Source organism: Micromonospora sp. LOL_013 (assembly GCF_048060315.1).
Lineage (GTDB): Bacteria > Actinomycetota > Actinomycetes > Mycobacteriales > Micromonosporaceae > Micromonospora_E.
On sequence record NZ_JBHMIQ010000037.1, the window covers coordinates 1 to 19,756 of the forward strand.

The 19,756-nt window shown below is 71.4% G+C and carries 19 protein-coding genes; 4 read left to right on the forward strand and 15 right to left on the reverse strand.

Annotation, left to right across the window (positions count from 1 at the left end):
• Positions 1-55: 55 nt before the first annotated feature.
• Genes ACFHWS_RS22380 through ACFHWS_RS22415 form a run of 8 tightly spaced genes read right to left on the reverse strand, consistent with a single transcriptional unit; the run spans position 56 to position 9,716 of the window.
• Positions 56-1,297, reverse strand: coding sequence for a DUF1501 domain-containing protein (locus tag ACFHWS_RS22380; protein WP_416568951.1), 1,242 nt, complete (start codon positions 1,295-1,297; stop codon positions 56-58).
• Position 1,298: 1 nt separating this feature from the next.
• A complete protein-coding gene (locus ACFHWS_RS22385) occupies positions 1,299-2,570 on the reverse strand; it encodes a DUF1800 domain-containing protein (RefSeq protein WP_416568952.1) in 1,272 nt (423 codons plus the stop codon).
• A gap of 41 nt (positions 2,571-2,611) precedes the next feature.
• Positions 2,612-4,048: a Wzz/FepE/Etk N-terminal domain-containing protein gene (locus ACFHWS_RS22390; protein ID WP_416568953.1), complete on the reverse strand. Its 1,437-nt coding sequence runs from the start codon at positions 4,046-4,048 to the stop codon at positions 2,612-2,614.
• 58 nt (positions 4,049-4,106) lie between these two features.
• Positions 4,107-5,492: an O-antigen ligase family protein gene (locus ACFHWS_RS22395; RefSeq protein ID WP_416568954.1), complete on the reverse strand. Its 1,386-nt coding sequence runs from the start codon at positions 5,490-5,492 to the stop codon at positions 4,107-4,109.
• The gene (locus ACFHWS_RS22400) at positions 5,492-6,676 is read right to left on the reverse strand and encodes a glycosyltransferase (RefSeq protein ID WP_416568955.1); all 1,185 of its coding nucleotides are present in this window, start codon (positions 6,674-6,676) and stop codon (positions 5,492-5,494) included. The genes ACFHWS_RS22395 and ACFHWS_RS22400 overlap by 1 nt, the downstream gene beginning before the upstream one ends.
• A 1-nt stretch (position 6,677) precedes the next feature.
• The gene (locus ACFHWS_RS22405; protein ID WP_416557175.1) at positions 6,678-7,583 is read right to left on the reverse strand and encodes a glycosyltransferase family 2 protein; all 906 of its coding nucleotides are present in this window, start codon (positions 7,581-7,583) and stop codon (positions 6,678-6,680) included.
• Positions 7,576-8,835, reverse strand: coding sequence for a hypothetical protein (locus ACFHWS_RS22410; RefSeq protein WP_416557174.1), 1,260 nt, complete (start codon positions 8,833-8,835; stop codon positions 7,576-7,578). Before ACFHWS_RS22410 ends, ACFHWS_RS22405 begins: the two co-directional genes overlap by 8 nt.
• Entirely contained in the window at positions 8,832-9,716 is an 885-nt protein-coding gene (locus tag ACFHWS_RS22415; RefSeq protein ID WP_416557173.1) for a hypothetical protein, read from the reverse strand. The genes ACFHWS_RS22410 and ACFHWS_RS22415 overlap by 4 nt, the downstream gene beginning before the upstream one ends.
• A gap of 460 nt (positions 9,717-10,176) precedes the next feature.
• Between ACFHWS_RS22415 and eccB the strand changes: the two genes are divergently transcribed.
• Complete coding sequence (gene eccB, locus ACFHWS_RS22420; protein WP_416568956.1) at positions 10,177-11,586, forward strand: type VII secretion protein EccB; 1,410 nt, start codon at positions 10,177-10,179, stop codon at positions 11,584-11,586.
• Between the two features lie 130 nt (positions 11,587-11,716).
• On the opposite strand, the gene ACFHWS_RS22425 is transcribed toward eccB, so the two are convergent.
• The 4 genes from ACFHWS_RS22425 to ACFHWS_RS22440 form a co-directional block, all read right to left on the reverse strand.
• The gene (locus tag ACFHWS_RS22425; RefSeq protein ID WP_416568957.1) at positions 11,717-12,433 is read right to left on the reverse strand and encodes a hypothetical protein; all 717 of its coding nucleotides are present in this window, start codon (positions 12,431-12,433) and stop codon (positions 11,717-11,719) included.
• A complete protein-coding gene (locus ACFHWS_RS22430; RefSeq protein WP_416557170.1) occupies positions 12,418-12,624 on the reverse strand; it encodes an FCD domain-containing protein in 207 nt (68 codons plus the stop codon). The genes ACFHWS_RS22425 and ACFHWS_RS22430 overlap by 16 nt, the downstream gene beginning before the upstream one ends.
• Before the next feature lie 86 nt (positions 12,625-12,710).
• Positions 12,711-12,905: a hypothetical protein gene (locus ACFHWS_RS22435; RefSeq protein WP_416557169.1), complete on the reverse strand. Its 195-nt coding sequence runs from the start codon at positions 12,903-12,905 to the stop codon at positions 12,711-12,713.
• A gap of 220 nt (positions 12,906-13,125) precedes the next feature.
• Entirely contained in the window at positions 13,126-13,290 is a 165-nt protein-coding gene (locus tag ACFHWS_RS22440) for a hypothetical protein (RefSeq protein WP_416557168.1), read from the reverse strand.
• A 258-nt stretch (positions 13,291-13,548) separates the two neighbouring features.
• Here ACFHWS_RS22440 and ACFHWS_RS22445 point away from each other — a divergent pair, with 258 nt between their 5' ends.
• Positions 13,549-14,379: a siderophore-interacting protein gene (locus ACFHWS_RS22445; protein ID WP_416557167.1), complete on the forward strand. Its 831-nt coding sequence runs from the start codon at positions 13,549-13,551 to the stop codon at positions 14,377-14,379.
• Between the two features lie 19 nt (positions 14,380-14,398).
• Here ACFHWS_RS22445 and ACFHWS_RS22450 read toward each other — a convergent pair whose 3' ends face one another.
• The 3 genes from ACFHWS_RS22450 to ACFHWS_RS22460 all read right to left on the reverse strand — a co-directional run bounded on the left by ACFHWS_RS22450 (position 14,399) and on the right by ACFHWS_RS22460 (position 16,701).
• Positions 14,399-15,394, reverse strand: a complete 996-nt coding sequence (locus tag ACFHWS_RS22450) for a DNA polymerase domain-containing protein (protein WP_416557166.1) — start codon at positions 15,392-15,394, stop codon at positions 14,399-14,401.
• 169 nt (positions 15,395-15,563) lie between these two features.
• A complete protein-coding gene (locus tag ACFHWS_RS22455; RefSeq protein WP_416557165.1) occupies positions 15,564-15,923 on the reverse strand; it encodes a hypothetical protein in 360 nt (119 codons plus the stop codon).
• A 76-nt stretch (positions 15,924-15,999) separates the two neighbouring features.
• Positions 16,000-16,701, reverse strand: a complete 702-nt coding sequence (locus ACFHWS_RS22460; RefSeq protein ID WP_416568958.1) for a TetR/AcrR family transcriptional regulator — start codon at positions 16,699-16,701, stop codon at positions 16,000-16,002.
• Between the two features lie 267 nt (positions 16,702-16,968).
• Here ACFHWS_RS22460 and ACFHWS_RS22465 point away from each other — a divergent pair, with 267 nt between their 5' ends.
• Both ACFHWS_RS22465 and ACFHWS_RS22470 read left to right on the forward strand, forming a co-directional pair.
• Positions 16,969-18,528, forward strand: a complete 1,560-nt coding sequence (locus tag ACFHWS_RS22465) for an MFS transporter (protein WP_416568959.1) — start codon at positions 16,969-16,971, stop codon at positions 18,526-18,528.
• Between the two features lie 145 nt (positions 18,529-18,673).
• Positions 18,674-19,699, forward strand: coding sequence for a ketoacyl-ACP synthase III family protein (locus tag ACFHWS_RS22470; protein ID WP_416568960.1), 1,026 nt, complete (start codon positions 18,674-18,676; stop codon positions 19,697-19,699).
• Positions 19,700-19,756: the final 57 nt, after the last annotated feature.

Below are 19,756 nucleotides of genomic sequence, written 5' to 3' on the forward strand. Positions count from 1 at the left end.
GCGCGTGTCACGCGCGGCGTGGCTGGAATCGCCGCCGATTAGGGCGGCGAGGATGTCAAAGCGCGAGCAGGGACAGTGGCTTCGGCTGGTACCCCTCCAGGTAGCGGGCCGGATCGGCGTGCAGTACGGAGGCGAGCAGTGTGCCGAAGACGTCCCGGAAGTCGGTCGTCGCCTTCAGGTCGCCGTCGTCGAGGTCGGTGAGGCTGGGCTGTTCGCCGTGAAAGCCCCCGACGACTCGGGGACCGAGTACGAAGACCGGTCCGGCGGTCCCGTGGTCGGTGCCGTCGGAGGCATTGGCGCGCACCCGGCGGCCGAACTCACTGTAGACAACGATTGTGACGTTGCGCCCGGCCGGGCTCGTCGCCAACCGGTCCATGAACAGTGTCAGCGCCCCGTCGACCTCCTTGAGCAGCCGCTCCTGCGCGGGCCGTTCGTCGGCGTGCGTGTCGAAGCCGCCCAGGCTGACCGAGTAGACCCGGGTGGGTACGCCTGCCTCGATGCACCGGTGCACGAGCGCGAGTTGGGTGGCCAGTGACGTCTCACCGCCCGTGCCGGTGGCCGGCAGGTGACCAGGCTCGCCGGCCCCGAACGGCTGATCGGACTCCCGTACCCGTCGGATCAGGCCGTCCACCCGCAGGAAATCGTGCAGCGCGGTCGCCGCCCGCGCCTGCAGGACGTCCTCGCCCCGCTGTTCGCGCCCGAGCGCGCGGACCATCTCCGCGCTGATCCCGGCGGGCAGTTGGGGTGCGCCGAGCGTGACGCTCGCTCCCGCCCGCGTCTCGCCCGCCAGCAGTGGCGGAAGCACCGGCTCGAAGCTGACAGCCGCTTCCGGCGATGCCTGGATCCCGTCGAGCCAGCGCCCCACCCAGCCGGATCGGACCGGTGCGTCGGGCGACGCCGTCTGCCAGATGTCCATCGACCGGAAGTGGCTGCGGTCCGGCCGGGGGTATCCGACGCCGAGGACGACTGCCAACCGCTTGTCGTCCCAGAGCCGCTTCAGTCCGCCCAGCGCGGGGTTGAGGCCGAGCACGCCGTCGAGGTGCAGTACCTCCTCGGGGGCGTAGGCAAGCTCCGGCCGGGCGGAGTGGTAGGCCGGGTCGGCGTACGGGATGACGGTGTTCAGCCCGTCGTTGCCTCCGTACAGCGTCACGATCACCAGCGTGTCGGCCGGTCCGGGCTCAGCGCCCTTGTCGCCTTTGGCGAGCAGCTCGGCGATGCCCAGGCCGGCTGCGGCGAGCGCACCGCCGCCGACCGCGCCGGAGGCCAGCAGGAACGTGCGTCGGGTCAGCGGATCCATGCTAGTTCACCAGGTACTCCGGGCTGGCCAGGCCAAGCGTGATCAGCTCTTGCGGTGTCGTCGCCTGTTTCAACGCCGCGTACGTGCGGTTGGTCCAGGTCGGAACCACGAGTACGTCGGCCAACCGCTCCACCGTGATCCAGGCACCACCGGCCAACTCGGCGAGTACGCCGGCGAGGCCCAGCCTTACCTGGGCTGCCGAGGAGGTCAGCCAGGCGGTCCCGCTCGGCCAGCCGGCTACACTCGGCGGCGCGAACGGCACCTGTCCAAGACCTTTGAGCCCGCTGACGACAGTGTGGAAGGCCTCGCCGGAGAGTCGCGCCGGGCGGATGCCGAGCTGCCGCATTGCCCCGATCAGCCACTCCATCGGCTGTTTCACCATCCGGTAGCGCCCCGAGCGGAACTGGTCGTCTTCGACCAGGGCGCGCAGCATCGAGATGCCCACCGGGAACGCCGCGACCATCTCCCCCCGGGTGGACTCCGGGATCGGTTCGGTGGCGGACGCGTACCGGAACCACAGCCGGTCCGCGATGAACCGGGGGCAGGCCGGCCGGGCGGCGAGGTGGTCCACCAGCGAAAGCGCGTCGAACTTCGCGGTGGCGCCGAGGATGGTCTTGGGCCTGGCATCGTGGTCCTTGGGCACGAAGATCGCCGTCGCAGGCACGCTCAGGTCGGTCTTCCAGCCGGTCAGTGCCCGGCCGGCCGCCTTGACGTCACGTTCGCTGTACTGCCCGATGCCGAGCATGAACAGTTCCATCAGCTCTCGGGCAAGATTCTCGTTCGGCGCCCGTCTGGTGTTCGTGTGCCCGTCGAGCCAGTAGACCAGCGCCGGGTCGGTGACCAGTTTGCGGGCCATTGTGGTGAACGCCGGCGAGCTCCGCATCTTCTGGTGTTGCGCCAGCATGAACTGCGGACTTCCGACCTTCCGTATCGAAGTCGCCCAGTGCCCGTGCCAGAAGAACAGCAGCTTCTCAGTGGCCTGGTGGTCGGCGACGGTCAGCCGGTCGAGCCACCACCGGATGATCGTGTCGGTCTGCTGGCGGCGGAGCGCCTCCGCGGCGGCGCGCCGCTCGGCGCCCGGGTCGGGCAGATCGTCGAACGCGTCGGGGCCAAGCTCCGGCATCGGCGCCGCCGCAGCACCCCGGTCCTGCTCTCCGGGATCCATCAGACGCGCCACGGTGGCCGCGTACCCGGCCTTCGACGCGGCGGCCAACTCGGACGAGGTCGGACCGAACCCCACACGTCGCAGGAGCAGTGCGACGCTATCGCTCATGTGGATTAACGTACGCGACTGTGCCGGCGACCGGGTACCGCCTAGCGCCCGCGCCGCATCGCCACCCCGCGCCGCGTCGCCACCAGGCCCACCAGGTTGACAGGTAGGGCACGCAGCACGTCGGCGGCGGCGGCCAGCTGATCAGCGCGGGTGGAGCCGACCCGGGCCACCAGCAGCGTCGCGTCGGTCGCGCCCGCCAGCAGCAGCGTCTCCGCATCGGACAGTAGCGACGGCGCGTCGACCACAACGAACCGGCCGCTGAGCCGCATCGACTCCAGCGCCGGGGCCAGCGCGTCCGAGGCCAGCAGTTGCTCGCTCGGCCCCGGCCCGGCCGGGCCGGCCGGCAGGACGTACAGCGGCAGGTCCGGGTGCCGGTGCGTGGCCTGTTCGGCCGCGACCTCGCCGCGCAGCACGCTGGTCAGGCCGACCGTGTTCGGCACGTCGAAGAGCCGGTGTACGCCGGGGTTCCGTACGTCCGCGTCGATCAGCACGACCGGCTCGCCGGCCCGGGCGAACGCGATGGCGATGTTCGCCGCAGTAGCCGTTCTTTCTTCCCCCGACACCGAGCCGGTGACCGTGAGGCTGGCGAACCGGCGCCCGGCCGCGCGCAGCCGCAGGTTGGCCCGGATCTGCCGGAACACCTCGACGCGCGGCTCCGTGTCGTCGCCGGTCGCCAGCGGCGGTCTCCCCCCGCCGGCGGCGACGGCACCGAGCAGGACGGTGCCGGCGACCTCGGCCGCGTGGCTCTCGTCGCGTACGGTGCGGTCACGCGCGTAGCGGACCACTGCGACGAGGACTCCGATCGCCAGGCCCCCGGCCGCGCCGAGCCCGGTGTCGGCCGCGACCTGCGGCGTGGCCGGGGCCGAGGGCGTCGTCGCCGGCCGGGTCACCGAGACCTTGACCGGTGACTCGTCGATGCCGGTCGGCTTCTCCAGGCGCGCGACGTATGCGGGAAACTCCGCCGCGATCGCGTTGGCGATGTCGCGGGCGCGTACCGGATCCGGGTCACGGACCTCGACGGTGAGCACCGCCGTGCCGGCCGCGCCGGTCACCGTGACCCGCTGCGTCAACTCCGAAGGCTGGTACGGCAGTCCGAGTCGCCGTACGACGGCTTCGGCCACCTCGGGGCTGTTGCCCACCTCGGCATACGAGCGCACCCGCTGCAGGATGTAGTTGCCGCCCTCGTTGAGTTGGCCGATGTCGCGGGTGGTGAAGTTCGGCGCGAAGAACAGTTGGGCGTCCGCCCGGTACATGGGTTCCTGCTGGGCGGACGCGAGACCCGCGCCCGCGCCGCCGAGCAGCACCAGCGCCAGCACCAGCCACCGCTGCGACCACACGGCTCGCAGATGGCGCTCGAGCGTGAGCTGCTGCCACTGCTGGTGCCACTGCTGGTGTACGGATGGCGCGCCGTCGCCCGGCCCGTCGGAGGCAGGCCGACTGAGCAGCCGAGCCGGGGCGAACCGCCCGGAAAGCTTCACGCTGAACCTCACACCCCGCCGGAATAGCGGCGCAATGTTAGCAGCAGGTCCGCTCCGCTCATCGTCGCAAGGCCGTCAGCGCCGGGTCGGGGAGCCTACAATCGACGGGTCGCAGCGACTCGGCGGCGCCGATGCCGACGGCGAGCAGCAGCACCCCTGCGGCGCCCGGCCACAGGTAGAAATCGAAGAACCAGATCTGTACGGCGAACCCGACGATGAGCATCCGTGCCGTCAGCGACCTGAGCTTGACCAGCACGACCGCCAGGATGGACACGAACACCAGCAGCGCGAGCACGCCGAAGTCGTACCAGAGGGTGAGGTAGCTGTTGTCGAACGCCTGTGCCTGCCCGTCGGAGATGCCGATCTGCTGGAAGAACCGCACGTGCGCCTCCGGGCCGAGGCCGAACAGTGCGCTGCCGGCACCGTCCGTGATGCCGGACCACGCCTCTTCCGTACGGCGGTAGCGCGCCGTCGCCGAACTCGACCCGCTGACGTTGGTGAGGCGGGCCCGGACGAGGTCCGTCAGGTCCCGCACCGGCTTGGGACCGACGGCCACCAGTACGGTGCCGGCGGCGGCGAACGCCGCGACCAAACCGACGCCGCGCCGGGTGAACTTGCGCGGCTGGGCCAGATACCAGATGCCGAGCGCGCAGGCCGTGCCGATCCACGCGCTGCGCGACCCGGACAGCAGCAGGCCGACCGCCCCTGCGGCGAACGGCACCTGCCAGAGCCGACCGCGCAGGCCAACGGCCACGCAGATCGCCAGCATGCCGTACGTGCCGTAGACGATCGGATGTCCCATGGTGCCGGCCGACCTGCCGGCTCCCGCCTGTGCCGTGAACGCGTTGCTGATGGCCAACTGGTCGAGAATCGGCCAGGTGCCGGACATCCGCTGGTAGACGGCCAGCAGGGTGACGGGTACGGCGACCCAGGCGAACGCCCGCGCCAGGCGGACCACCGGCGCACCGGCCCGCGCCTCGGCCACGACATGCCAGCCGACCAGCGCGTAGCAGGCCAGCGGCGCGACGGCGATCACAATGTCCTTCGGGCCGGTCCACCACATCAGGCCGGTGAGCACGCAGACCGCCGGGACCGCGAATCCCAGCATCCCGACGGACGGCAGCGGCGCGTACGGCTGGAAGCGCTGGATCCGGCCGAGCGCGGCGATTGCCGTCGCCGCCAGCAGCACTATCCATACCGGATCGACCGGGTATCCCGGATCGGCGGTGACCGGGACGAGCAGCAGGACCGCGAACAGCGTGTAGTTGAGCCGATCCGGGGTCCACAGCCCCCAGGCGAGCAGGCCGACCACGGCCACGGCGGCGAGCGCGACCGGCTGCCGGGCCGCCACCACCCCGACCGCGACGGCAGCCACCCCGGCGACGACCGCCACGGCCGGGTCCACCGGCCGGGACGCGCCGCGCAGCGTGGGCAGGTGCGACATCAGCTGACCGCGCCCAGCTCATCGAGGTACGCGACGAAGCGTGCGGCCGGGGACGGTTCGGTGGCGAGCTCCCGCCCGCGCCGTGACGCCTCGGCCGCGAGCCGCCCGAACGCTTCCTGGTCGGCGGCCAGATTCAGCAACGCCGAGGCGAGCGCACCGGCGTCGGGATCCACCAGCAGTCCGCCACCACCGGCGAGGATCTCTGTCGTGGCGCCCGCCCGGTAGCCGATCACCGGGGTGCCGGAGCGGAGCGACTCAAACGTCACCCGGCCGTAGGCCTCGTTGCGGGACAGCATCAGCGTCGCGTCCGCCCGCGCGTACAACGCGGCCGGGTCGTCCGTCCACGCGACGGTTTCGAGCTGCGTCTCGACGCCGTACCGGCGGGCCAGGTCGGCGAGGCCCCGCTGCGCTTCACCGTCGCCGACCCCGGCCAACGTAAGGGTGAACGCGCGGCCCTGGCGCGCGCAGATCGCCAGCGCCTCCACCGCGTCAACCTGGCCCTTCTCGGCGCTGTGCCGGCCCAGCAGCAGCAGCCGCTCCAGTGCGACCGGACGGTCCGCACCCGGCCCGGAAACACCGTCCGGCCCGGATACACCGTCCGGCCCGGACGGAGCGTCCGTGTCCGGCCCGGATTCGACCGGCGGCGGGATCACCCGCAGCTTCGTCCGCGCCGTCGGCACGGCGCTGGTGACCTGACCGGCGACGTACGCGGAAACCGCCACGACGCCGTCCGAGAGGCGCGCGATGAGCCGGGTGATCGCGGCCCGGGGCAGCACGGACCGCAGGCTCGGGTTACTGAGCAGGCTCTCCCGCACCACCCAGACGTGCGGCACCTGGGACATCCGCGCGGCGATCGCCCCGGCTGGTACCACCGCCGAGTTGGTGACCACCACGTCCGGCCGCGTTCGGTGCAGCAGACGCCGGTATCGGGGAACCGAGGCGAGCGCCTGGAGCAGCCGGACCGCGCCGACCGCAGGGCCGTACCGCCGGCCCATCCACAGCCGGGTCGGCAGCACGACCACGTCGGCGCCGGCCGCGGCGAGCTGCGCGCGCAGCGGCCCGTCCCCGGGCACCGTGACGGTCACCTGGTGCCCGCGCGCCCGCACCGCCTCGCCGACCAGGGCGAGCAACGAACGCTCCGCGCCCATGAGATCGGCGGAGTGGCTGACGAACAGGACGTGCACGCTAGAACCTCTCCGTCGGGCCGTGCACTCCACGCAGCCCGTCCCAGTAGCCGGCGAGGACGGCGATCGCCCGGTGCCGGTCGTTGCGGCCTCCGGCGACGAGGCGGAGCACCGACCTGGCCAGGTTCTTGTAGTGAACCGGCTCCCCGATCAGGATCCGCCGCAGCGGACGGGGGTAGTGCTTGCGTACATAGAGGATCTCGTTGCGGTGATGGTAGTACTGCGCGCGAGGACTCGAACCGGCCAGGCTGCCGCCCCGCCGGTGCCACACCTGCGAGGCGCATACCAGGCCGATCCGGCCACCCGCCGCGGCAATCCGCCGTACCAGGTCGAACTCCTCCTTGTAGTGGAAGAACCGCTCGTCGAACAGGCCGACCCGGACGGCCCAACCGACGCCGAGGAGGATGGCCGCGCCGGTCACCACGTCCACATCGTGCGCACCGACCTCGCACCCGGCGCAGCGCAACGGCCGTACCCGGCCGCCCGGCAGCGTCGCGGCGACGACGTACGGCTCCGGCCGGGGGTCGTCCGGTCGCGCGGACGTCGTCTGAGCCGATGTGGACACCGCGTACCGGTCCGCATGCGCCAACAGCGCCGACAACGTGTCCGGCCGGGGTACGCAGTCCGCGTTCAGCAGCCAGACGAAGGCCGCGTCGCGGTCGTGCGCGACCCTGATGCCGGCGTTCATCCCGCCGGCGTAGCCGAGGTTGGCGTCGAGCCGCACCAGCGTCACCGCGTCACCGAGCGCGCGCAGCTTGGCGATGGAGTCGTCGGTGGAGCCGTTGTCGACGACGACCACCTCCGGCACGACGCCGCCGGCGGCGACCGCCCGGACGCAGCGGATCGTGTCGTCCGCGCAGTTCCAGTTGAGCACCACCGCGACGACGCGGGTTCCGTCGCTATCCACGCCCACTGACCCTGTCCCCCGCCACCCGATGACCGGCCCCGGACCGGACGGCGAGGCCCAGCACCGTGCTGTGCGCGGCGAACAGAGCCACCGACAGCGCGGCGACGCCCCACGCCCCGTACGGCGCGGCGACGAGAGGATAGCCGACCACCGCGGCCAGCGCGGTACCGAGCGCGATCACGGCGGTGGTGCGCTCGCCGCCGAGGTTGACCAGGCGCGCGCTGAGGACCTTACCGACCGACACCGCGACGCTGCGCGGCACCAGCAGCGCGCCGAGCAGCACCGCCGCCGCGTACCCGCTGGTCAGCACCCCGATGCCGGCCAGCCCGACGAGCACCAGCACTCCCATGCCGACCGCCAGGTAGACGGCCCGGCGCAGCACCCTGCGCAGCCGGTCGGCCGAGCCTTCCTCGTGGTCGCGCAGCGTCCGCTGGGCTGCGACGACCGCGCCGGCCTGGGAGAATTCGATCGCCGCTACCGCCAGGGAGTAGATCGCCAGTGCGTCCGCGCCCTGGTAGCGGGCCAGCGCGAGTTGGTCGAAGCGGTACGTGAAGATCTGTGCCACCGCGCCGGTGTGGGTCAGGCCCAGCCGGGCGAGGCGTTCGGGCTCCGCCGAGGTGCGCCGCGCCATCGCGCCCAATGGTGCCCCGTGCGCCGCCCACATCGCGACGGCCATCACCGCCTGGCAGCCAAGCCAGGCCAGCAGCCAGACCGTCGCGTCGTCGACCGAGGCGAGGATGAGCACGAGGTAGAGCAGGGGCGCGGTGGCGGCGAACAGCGCGCGTTGGCGGTAGACGGCGACGAACCGTCCGAGGGTCAGGCCCGCCGCCGCGGGCATGGTGCCGGCCGCGACGCACGCCGCCCCAGCTGCCGCGAGTGCCGGCGCAGCCGCCTCCGCGTACCAGGCGAAGACCCAGCCCAGCGTGGCCGACAGCGGCACCGTGGCGGCGTAGACGGCGAGGCTGCGCCGCCCGGACCGCTCCCGTAGCCAGTCGCTGCCCTGCGCGAGCATGAACGTCTCCAGTGACAGGCCGCCGACCGCGACGCCGACGGTCGCGCTGGTCGTCGTCGCGACCAGCAGGCCGCGCTCTGCCGGCGGCAGCGCGACGCTCAGCAGGATGGCAAAACCGGACATGGCCAGCGCGGCCACGTACATCACCGTCGCGCTGCCGACCGCGCGCCGGATCGCGTACGCCGCTGGCCTGGGCCGGCCCGGACTGGACCGGCCCGGCCCCAGCTCTTGGCTCGTCATGCCCGCAGCCCGGCGACGGTGCCCCGGATGACGGCGGTCGCCGCGTCGGGGCGGCGGGCGAGCAGCGCCTTCGCGGCGTAGCCGAGCCGGGCCGCGGCGGCGAACGGCACCCGGTGCCGGTAGTGCTTGCGGAAGAAGACCATGCAGCTGCGGCTGGCGTGAAAGTACGCCGTGGTCGACTTGACCGTCATGTCCGCCGTCGCCCCGGTCGCCACGCCGCCGGTGTGCTCGACGGCCAGGTCCGGGACCGCTGTGGTCGGGATGACCAACCGGGCCGCGCGTAGCGCCATGTCAGCCTCCTCGTAGAACAGGAAGAAGTCCTCGGAGAACCCGCCCAGATCCTGCCACGCGCGGCGGGTGACGAGCAGCGAGTGGCCGGCCGCGTAGACCAGTTTGCTCGACCCTGCCACCCCGCTGGCGGGCGGTCGTCCGCTCTGGCCGGTCCACAGGTCGACCATGCCGAGGTCCGGCCCGCCGCCCGGCGCGGCGCTGGCCGTCGCGCCGATCGCGCGGTCGCCGGCGCGCAGCACGTCGAGGGCCGAGGCGAGCACGCCGCCCACGATCCGGGTGTCCGGGTTGAGCACCCAGATGACGTCGGCGCCCTCGGCCAGCAGCCAGGTGGCAGCGAGGTTGTTGCCGGCGGCGTACCCGACGTTGCCGTGCCCGGCGATCACCCGGACCGCCACGCCGGCACGCTCGGCGGACCCGGCGATCTCTGACAGTTCGGCGGCCTGGTCGCTGTTGTCGACTATCGCGATCGCGACGCGCGGACCGGTGGCCTGCGGACCGGCGGCCCGGCCGGCCACGATGGAACGGATGAGGCCGGCGGTGTCGGCCGCACTGCGGTAGTTGACGATCGAGATGCCGAGCAGACCACTCACCGTGCCCCCACCGCACCATCGCCCGCCGCACGCCCAGGACAGGAGTACGAAACAGCCTCCCGATCGACCTGTCAAGTGGCCTCGGAACCGACTCCTTCCTGGACCTGGTCGACCAACTCATCTGAATCATGCCGGCTCCACCGAACCCGACTCACTAATTTGGAGCAGGCGCATCTTGTCGGGCACGACTGGAGTCTTCGGGGTGATGGACGCGGGCAGTCACTCGCTACGATTCTCCAGCAAGGGGTACGGGGAGGAATCGATGGCGCGCGTACTTGTCGTCTCGACGCAGCGTTCGGGGCCTACCCGAGCATCCGCGATGCTCTGGAGGTCGCGGCCGGTGAGGCCGGCTCCGTGACGATCGACGCGAGCGACGGCACCGGACAGCAGCCAGAAGATGATCGGCCTACGCGGCCTGGTTCGCGTGTCGGCGCCCGCCCCGACGGGGGGTGACCCAGACATGGCCACGCGACGCGACCAACTCCACTCGTACCAGTTCCTCACCCAACGGGTCATCTCTGCCTTCGTGATGCGCGAGCCCGACCCGCAGCAGTCCCCGCTGCGCCGCGGTGTCGGCGCAATCTTCGGCGGCCTGATGATCGCCGTCCTGGTCGCCGCCGGGTTCGGCATCTACGGCATCATGACCAAGGCCGACAGCGACAGGTGGCAGGCCGACGGCGCGGTCGTGATCGAGAAGGAGACCGGCGCCAGCTTCATCTACCTCCAGGGCAAACTGCACCCGACGCTCAACTACGCGTCGGCGGTGCTGGCCTCCGGCCGCCCCGACGCGCCCGTGTTCCGGGTGCCTGGCAACTCGCTGGCCAGCACGCCCCGCGGCGTCACGATCGGTATTCCGGGCGCGCCCAACTCTCTGGCACCGGCCAGTAGGAACCTTGGCCTACCTTGGACGATCTGCTCGGCGCCCAGCGGGGATGACACCGGCCGAACCGTCGAAACCGTCTCCCTGGTCGTGTCTCGGGCACCGGTCGGCGGGCGGTCGCTGGCGGAGGAGGGCGTGCTGGTCCGCGACTCCCGGCAGGACACGACGCACCTCGTCTGGCACGGCCGCCGGTTCCTGATCCGCGACGCCCGCAACGTCGTACCCGCCCTCTTCGGAGAGGTCGACGCCGCACCGGTCGGCGCGGCGTGGCTCAACGCGCTGCCCGCCGGCAACGCCATCGAACGGGTCGCGTTCAGCGGCCGCAACCAGCCGTCCGGCGAAGTGGACGGCTGGGCGATCGGCGACGTGCTGGCCACGCAGACCGGCTCGGGGCCGCAGTACTACCTCGTCCTCGACGACGGGCTCGCTCCGATCACCGAGCTGCAGCAGAACATCCTGCGCGCCGAGTTCACCGTGGAGCCGGTCGAGATACCTGTGTCCCAGGCCACGTCGGCACCGATCAGCAGCCAGGTACGGCCAGCGGCCGGAGACAGTGCGCCGCCCGCGACGCCGCCCACGCTGATCCGACCGGCCACCGGCGACGCGCTGTGCGCGGTCACCAGCGACGCACGCGCCGTACCGACGATCACCTCTGTCGGCGGTACGGTGGCCGGCCTCGACGAGGCCGTACCGACCGGCTCGGTCACCCGCGCCGGCGTGATCCTCGCCGACTATGTGCTGGTGCCGCCGGGCCGGGTCGCCGTCGTGCGGGTGATTGGCGCGCCGACCGCCGATCCCGGCCCGTACTACGTCGTCACCGACGTCGGCATCAAGTTCCCGGTGCTCAACGCGACCGTCCTCGGGCAGCTCGGCTACTCGGCGGACCAGGCGACCGACGTGCCGACCACGCTGGTCTCGCGGATACCCACCGGACCGACGCTCGACCCGGTCGCGGCCACCCGCCCCGCCTCGGGGGCCCCCGCCGACTGACATCGGGGGCGCTCAATCGAAGAGCATCACTGGCTGGCCGGGTTCTTCGGACTCGTCCCGCCGTGGCGCCGCAGGAGCCACCGCCGAGCGCCGGGACCGCCACCGGACCCCGGCACCGCGACCGACAGTGTCAGCACGGTAAGCACCTGGTGACGCCCAGCGACGCGTTGGCCGGCACCGAGGAGCCCTTCGGTGGCGGCTGCGGTCGCCCGCAGCTCCTGGTTCCAGTGACACTGATCGCCACGGACAGCGGCATGAGCGCGCCCAGGCAGGTGCCGAGCAGGACCAGGGTCAGCGCGACGGCCACCACATCCAGCCCGGCGAACGCGCCCAGCACGAGCGCCGAGGCGGCGCCCATGCTGACGAACGCCTGCAGCATCGAGTAGCCCCGGTCGCGGGCCTTCGGGTCGCTGTGGGTCAGGTCGTCCATCAGCGCCTGACCGCAGAGCGCCACGGGGCCGCTGGCGAAGCCGGTGAGCAGCTGTCCGACGGTGAGTACGGCGTAGCTCTGGTACAGGCACAGCAGGATCGACACGACGGCGTTGACCGGCATCCCGGGGTGCAGGATCCGGCGGACCGGAACGAGGTCGAGCAGCGGGGGCACACCGGCGGCCGCCGGGACGGCCGGGACGTCAGTCGGTCGGCTGGTGTTCCAGCATGGCCAGCATCTCGTCGAAGGCAGGAGACGAGTGGTACGGAAAACGGCCTCCGCCGCGTCGAGGTCCCGGTCGCGGCAGGCCTTCAGGAAGCGCCGGTGCTCGTCGAGCCCGTCGAGTCGCCGCTCCTTGGACCGGGTGGACGCCACCGAGAGCATGCCGGGCGTCGACGACCTCAGCGACAGCAGCATCTGGGGGTGAGACGCGGCGAACGCGCCGCGTTGTACAGGAACACGTGGAACGTCCGGTTCAGCTCGACGTACTTGCCGAGATCCGGGTCGCGTTCCATCTCCTCCTGCATCCGTTCGGCCTCGGCCAGCTCCGCCTCGGTGATCCGCTCGGCGCACAGTCGGGCCGCCAGCGGGAGCGAGCTGTCCCGCACCGTGCAGGTCCTTGCCGTGGGTGGAGCCCACCGCGTCGGTGACGACGATCGGCGTCCACATCCGCCGCTTGGTGTTGATGATGTAGTCACCCGGCTTGGGCCCGCGGCTGCATGCCGCGCTCGACGAGCCGTTGGTAGATCATGACGTGGATGACCGGCAGCCCGAGCTCGCGGCCGGCGTACAGAAAGGCGGCGGCGTTCGGCAGGATCCGCTCGGCCACGTTCTGCGGGAACGACGACCAGTCCTTGTCAATCTGCCGTACGTGCATGTCGATCTGCACGACGGGGGTCTTCGCGAGTCGATCTCCAGGGCGTCGTTCAGCTTGCTGAGCGTCGCACTGCGGTCGATGATCTCGACGGCGTGGCTCTTGGGGGTGCACCTGGTTGTATGTCATGTCGTTCTCCTTGAGTCGCTGGCTCATCGCACTGGTCTTGGTCGTTCTGTCACTGCGGGTCGTGGCCCGCCGGCGAGCGGTCCGGGTGCAGCGCCACGTGGCGCGGCTAGCTCCGCACGTGCACCCGCCTGCCCAGTGCCGCGCCCGCGCCGCCGGTCACCCGGGCGGTGACGAGGTGACCGGGCTCCAGTTCGGCGAACAGGCCGAGGAAGGACGCCGAGCTCTCCAGCACCAGGATCCGTTCCGAGACCGCACTCTGCGTAGCGACCATCTCACTCTCGTCCCGATAGACTAGAGACGAGATTTGGTAGAGCTTGTTGCGGCGATGTCGCCCTGGCTGTTGCGGCGCGGTTAGCAAGCCATGTCGGAGCCGATACACGACGAGGTCGCCCCGGGTCACGCCGCACCGACGAGACGCCGGCCAAACGCGCTCGGCCGCGCTCGAGGTACCAGCCCTCGTCGCCACGCAGTGCGCTGCGAAGTAGGCTCGCCTAACCTAAGAAGGAGCAGCGAAGCGGAGGAACACGCGATGGCGACGACCCGGCGGAAGGCACCGAATCAGCACGTCCTCACGGTCGAGTCCACCGAGCGGCTGACGCCGCATCTGGTGCGGGTGGTTCTCGCCGGACCGTCGCTGGCTGAATTCAGCTACGCCGGCCACACCGACGCGTACGTGAAACTGCTGTTCGTCGACCCCACGCTCGGGCTGGAGCCCCCCTACGACCTCGCCGCGCTGCGAACCACCCTGCCGGCCGGGCAACGGCCGGTGACCCGTACCTACACGGTCCGCTGGTTCGACCAGGCCACCCGGCGGCTGGCGATCGACTTCGTGACCCACGGTGACGCCGGGGTGGCGGCCGTTTGGGCGGCCAAGGCCACGCCCGGCGACCGGCTGGTGCTGTCGGGTCCCGGCGGGGCGTACGCGCCCGACCCGGCGGTCGGCTGGCACGTGTTCGCCGGGGACCTGTCCGCGTTGCCAGCGATCGCCGCGTCCCTGCAGGCACTGCCGGAGCACGCGCGCGGCGTCGCGCACCTCGAGATCACCGAACCGGCCGACATCATCGACCTCGAACACCCCGCCCAGGTGACGGTGAACTGGCTGGTCAACACCGACGACGGCGACACCGTGTTCCTCGCCCGCGCGATGGAGGACTGGCCCTGGCCGCCCGCCGAGGACTCTCCCGGCGCCGTACAGGTCTTCGCCCACGGCGAGCGTGAGTCGATCAAGGCTGTCCGCAAGGTGCTCCAGGCACGGGGCATCCCCCGCGAGGCAATCTCCATCTCCGGCTACTGGGCCCGCGGCCGCACCGAGGACGTGTTCCAGGCCGAGAAGCGCGAGCCGCTCGGCCGAATCGACTGACCGTCGTACCCGGCCAGCGTCAGCCCGGCCCACCGTCGGGCTCCCGGGCCTCGCGTCTACGGCGTTCGGCGGCGCGGCGCTTGCCTTCGTGCATCGCGACCACCCGCGCGATCGGGATGCCGTGGCCCTGCTCGACCAGGCCGGAATCGAGGCGCTGCGGCGGCGGCATCAGCGCCGCCCACGGATCGCCGTCGCCGAGCAGGGACGGCACCGTACCGATGGTGTAGTCGGTCGGCACCGCCGCCTCCAGCCTTTCCCAGGCCAGCGGGAAGGAGACCGGCAGCCCCGGCCGCAGCCGTGGGCTGTACGGGGCGACCACGGTCGCGCCGCCGGCCCGGGTCGAGTCGAGGAAGACCTTGCCGTCCCGCTGCTCGACGATGAACGCCGTCGTCGCCAGCGCCGGGTCCAGGCGTTCGGCGCGGGCCGCGATCGCCCGGGTCGCCGCGGCGACGTCGGCATGGTCGGCGTCACCCGCCAGCGGCACGAACACGTGCGCGCCCTTGGCGCCGCTGGTCTTCACCGCCCCGGCCATGCCGCACGAGGTCAGCACCTCGCGGACTAGCAGGGCCGTCTGCGCCGCCGACCGGAACGCGCCGCCCGGCGGCGGGTCGAGGTCGAGGATAAGGTGCGTCGGGTACGCCCATTCGCCGGCTGTCGTCAACGTCGGATGGAACTCGACCGACCGCTGATTGGCGAACCAGAGCAGGGTCCGCCGGTCGTTACACAGGCCGTAGGTCAGCATCCGCCGGGAGCGGTCCGCCCACACCTCGGCGGTGGCGATCCAGTCCGGTGCGTACCCGGGCAGGTTTTTCTGCATGAACGGTGGCTGGCCGGGTCGGACCCGGACCACCGATAGCGGCCGGTCGCGCAGCGCGGGGACGATCCGGTCGTGCACCGCGTCGAGATAGTCGACGAGGTCGCGCTTTGTCGCACCGGCGCCGTCGAACAGCGGCTGGTCGAGGTTGGTCAACGGCACCCCGGCCCGCTCCTCGCCCGCCTTCGCACCTCGTGGCATCCGCCCATCGTTCCACGCCGATCACCAGTCGGGAATATTGTGCGGGTACCGGCCGGCCCGACCGGTGCGGTGGCCGCCGCGCCAACCGCGCCCGCTGGGGCCGCTTCGCCCACCGGCTCCGACTCGCGTCCGCTGCGGGCTGCGGGCTGCGGGCTGCGGGCTGCGGGCGTCAACGCATCAGCTGCAGTACCAGGACGACCACGCCGAGGGCGAAGAAGAGCGGGAAGTCGGGCGGCAGGATGCCGCCGAGATTGCGGTAGAAGCGCAGGATCAGCATCATGCCGAAGAAGGCCATCGTGTAGCCAGCGGCGATGGCGCCGATCTCCGGCCGCCAGATGCCGATCACCAGGCCGGCGGCGGCCAGGGTGTCGAGGACCGCTATCAGCAGGGTCAACGCCCGGCTGGGGCGGAATCCGAAGTGGTTCTGCAACGGCTGGATGCCTGCCTCCATGCCGATGTACATTGCGAGGCCGTGCAGGACGAACTCCATGATGAGCACGGCTGAGCAGATGATGACGATGATCCGCACGGACAGTCTCCAGTTATTTCGGGCGTGGTGTGCCACGGTGTTCCGGCGTGGCGGCGTTCGGGCGTGGTGTGGCGGGTCAGGTCGGCAGTCCGGCCAACTCGGCCAGGCGGGTCAGGGCCTGGTCGAACAGGGCTGCCCGGTCGTCGATGATGTTGTTGAAGTGACCGAACAGCTCCAGGTTGAGCATCCCGAACAGCCCGCTCCACGCGGCCAGCGCGGCGATGACGGATTCGTCGGGTACGGCTGGGAGCACGGCCGAGCGCACCCGCTCGAGATCACCGCCGAGCGACTCGGGCGTGGCCTGGGCGGTCGGCGGGGTACGCAGCTCTCCGGCTCGATACGCGTCGCTGATGATCCGGCCGAGCACCACCTTGTCCCGCATCGCCGCCTGCACAGTGGTCTCCGGGGCGTGGTAGCCGCGTACCGGTGATCCGTAGAGGAGTGCGTACTCGTGCGGGTGCTCGATCGCCCAGCTGCGCAGTGCCTGCCCGACCGATCGCCACCGGTCCACGAAGTCGTCGGCCGCCGCCGCCTCGTCGGCCTGCTCGACGGCGGTGCCGACGGAGTTGTAGCCGTCGGTGACCAGCGCGGTCAGCAGGTCGTCACGGCTCGGGAAGTAGCGGTAGACAGCTGAGGAGACCATGCCGAGATCCCGGGCGATCGCCCGCAGGGAGAGGTTCTCGGCACCCCGGTCGGCGAGCTGCGCCTTGGCGATCCCGACGATCTCGTCGGTCAGTTCCTTGCGGACGCGTTCCCGCAGCGCGCGTGCGGAAGCCAAGGCCTCTCCTCCTTCGAGCGGTCCCGTCGGTCCCGGCACCGGGCACCACCGCACCGATCGTGCAGGTCAGTACCGCCGAAGCTTACCCGACCGGGTACCACGAATTAGAGCATGGGTCGTACTCATGAGCAATAGTCTTGACAGAGAGCACCGCTCCTGTCAGCCTCGTATCGAACCTCACCACCCTCGCGGGTCGGCATCAACCGCCGTTCCTGCCAGCTCTGCGGCACAGCCATCCCCGAATCCATCTCAGGTCGAGAGGAAGCCATGACAAGCCAGGAACAGAAGGCCGCTGCGCCGGCCGGAGCGTCCGGCGGGCCCGTCCCCGACAGCCGGCGCTGGCTGGTGCTGGTCGTCGTCTCGGTCGGGCAGCTGATGATCGCGCTCGACACCACCGTGGCCAGCGTGATGGGCCCGGAGCTGCAGCGCGACCTCGGGTTGTCCCCGATCGGGCTGCAGTGGGTCTTCAACAACTACATCATCTTGTTCGGCGGTCTGCTGCTGCTCGGTGGCCGACTCAACGACGTGATCGGTCGGCGCCGGATGTTCCTCGGCAGCCTCGCCCTGTTCACCGCAGGGTCGCTGCTCGCCGCGATGGCGCAGACCGACGACCAGATCCTGATCGCCCGGGCCATCCAGGGTCTGGCCGCCGCCGGCCTCTCCCCCGCCTGCCTGAGCATCCTGGTCGTCTCGTTCCGGGACCCGGCCGAGCGAGCCAAGGCGTTCGGCGTCTGGGGCGCGGTCATCGGCGTCGGCGCCGGGCTGGGCACCCTGCTCGGCGGTGCCATCGTCGACGTCAACTGGCGGCTGGCGTTCTACATCAACATCCCGATCGCGGTGGTGCTCACCTTCGGCGCGTTGTGGCTGATCCGTGGTGGCGCGCCGACCGGGCCACGCCCCAAGGCCGACATCCTCGGTGGACTCACTGGCACCCTGGGCCTCGGTACGTTGGTCTTCGGCATCGTCAGCGTCACCGACCACGGCTGGACCGACGTCCGTACCCTGGCGGCGTTCCTGGTCGCGGCCGTGATGTTGCCGGCGTTCGTCGCCATCGAGCACCGGGCGGAGGCACCGCTGCTGCCGCTGCGGCTGTTCAAACTGCGCGGTGTGGTCGCCGGCAGCCTGGGTGAGTTCTTCACCGCGGGTCTGATGATCCCGTGCTTCATGCTGCTGCCGATCTACATGCAGACGATCCTCGGCTACTCGCCGCTGGAGACCGGGCTCGCGTACCTGCCGACGACCCTCGCGATGATGATCGTGGCCGGTCCGCTGTCCAAGGCGATCCCGAAGATCGGCGCGCAGATCCCGTACGTCGTCGGCACCGTGCTGCTGGCCGTCATGCTGGTCCTGCTGATGCGCACCCCGACCAGCGGGTCCTACTGGACGATCATGCTGCCGATCACCACGCTGCTCGGCGTCGGCCTGGTCCTCTGCCTGATCCCGACCCCGACGGTCGGGACCTCGATGGCCACCGAGGACGACGCCGGCACCACGTCGGCCGTGCTGAACGTCGCCACCCAGGTGGGCGGGGCGCTGGCCCTGGCCATCTCCGCGTCCGTGCTGCAGGGCCGGCTCACCGACCTCGCTGAGCAGGGCCAGGTCGGGCCGGAGGCGCTGAACGAGGCACTGCACCTCGGCATCGCCACCCTGTTCGTCTGGGTCGGGCTGAGCCTGCTGACCGGTCTGATCGGCTTCCGCGGTCTGCCGGCCGCACCGCCGCCGGCCGCCGGCACCTCCACCGACGGGTCTGCCACCGACGGTGCCGACGCGCCGACCGATGCCGGTGGCAGCGACGCCAAGCCGGTCGCGGCACCCGCCGCGTCCTGAGCCGACCGGACCGGGCCGGGCACCGCGTCGGTGCCCGGCCCGGTCCGACGTACCGGCTCAGGTTCCGTCCGGCGTACCGGCTCAAGGTCCGGTCGAGGGGCAGCCGGTTTGCTGTCGGTGGACCCATTTTGCCGAAGGAGGCACCGTGCGTTGGGACAACATCTATCTGGCCGGCACCGGGCTGTACCTGCCGGAGCAGCAGTACACCGCAGAGCAGGCGGTCGCCGACGGCGCCTATGACGCCTCCGCCGCGGAGACCAACGGCATCCGGGCGGTACGGGTGGCCAACGACGACGAGGCCGGCGTGGTGATGGCCGCCGCAGCCGGACGGCAGGCGATGTCCCGCTCCGGTCACGACTCGCAGGACATCGACCTGGTGTTGCACGGGTACGTGTCGCACCAGGGCCGGGAGATGTGGAGCCCGGCCCACTACGTCCAGCAGGAGACGGTCGGCGGCGGCCCCTCGGTCACCATCGAGATGCGGCAGGGCTGCAACGGTCTGCTCGCGGCGCTGGAGCTCGGCGCGTCCTACCTGGCCGCCCGGCCGGACACCACCGCCGCACTGCTGACCGCCGGGGACGCTTTCCGGCTGCCGTACATCGACCGTTGGAAGAGCGACGACCAGACCATCTTCGGCGACGCGGGCAGCGCCCTGGTGCTGTCCAAGCGGCAGGGCTTCGCCCGGCTGCTGGCGACGGCGAGCACCACCGAGCCGAGCCTGGAGCCGCTGTACCGGGGCGGTGGGCCGTGGACCTGGGCGCCGTTCGACACCGGCAAGCCGGTCGATCTGACCGCGCGCAAGGACGAGTGGCTGATGCGCTATGAGGACGCCTACGACGACGCCCTCGAGTTGGTCAACCAGAAGCTGACCAGTGTGCTCGACCAGGCAGTGACCGAGGCGGGGACCAGCGTCACCGAAGCCGACTGGTTCGTGCACGCCAACCTGATCCAGCCGATCGTCGAGTGGGGCTTCCACAAGTCACTCGGCCTCGACCCGGCCCGGACGACCTATGAGTGGGGGCGCGACCTCGGACACATGGGCAACAGCGACCAGGTCGGCGGGATCAACCACCTGGTCGAGACCAACCAGCCGAAGTCCGGCGACAAGCTGATCACCGTCGGCGCCGGCATCGGGTTTATGTGGACGGTTGCGGTGCTGGAGTTCGTCTGATCCGCGCCCGGTCCGGTCCCTGTCCGCAGGTACCGGGCCGGCCGGGGGCGTCCGGCC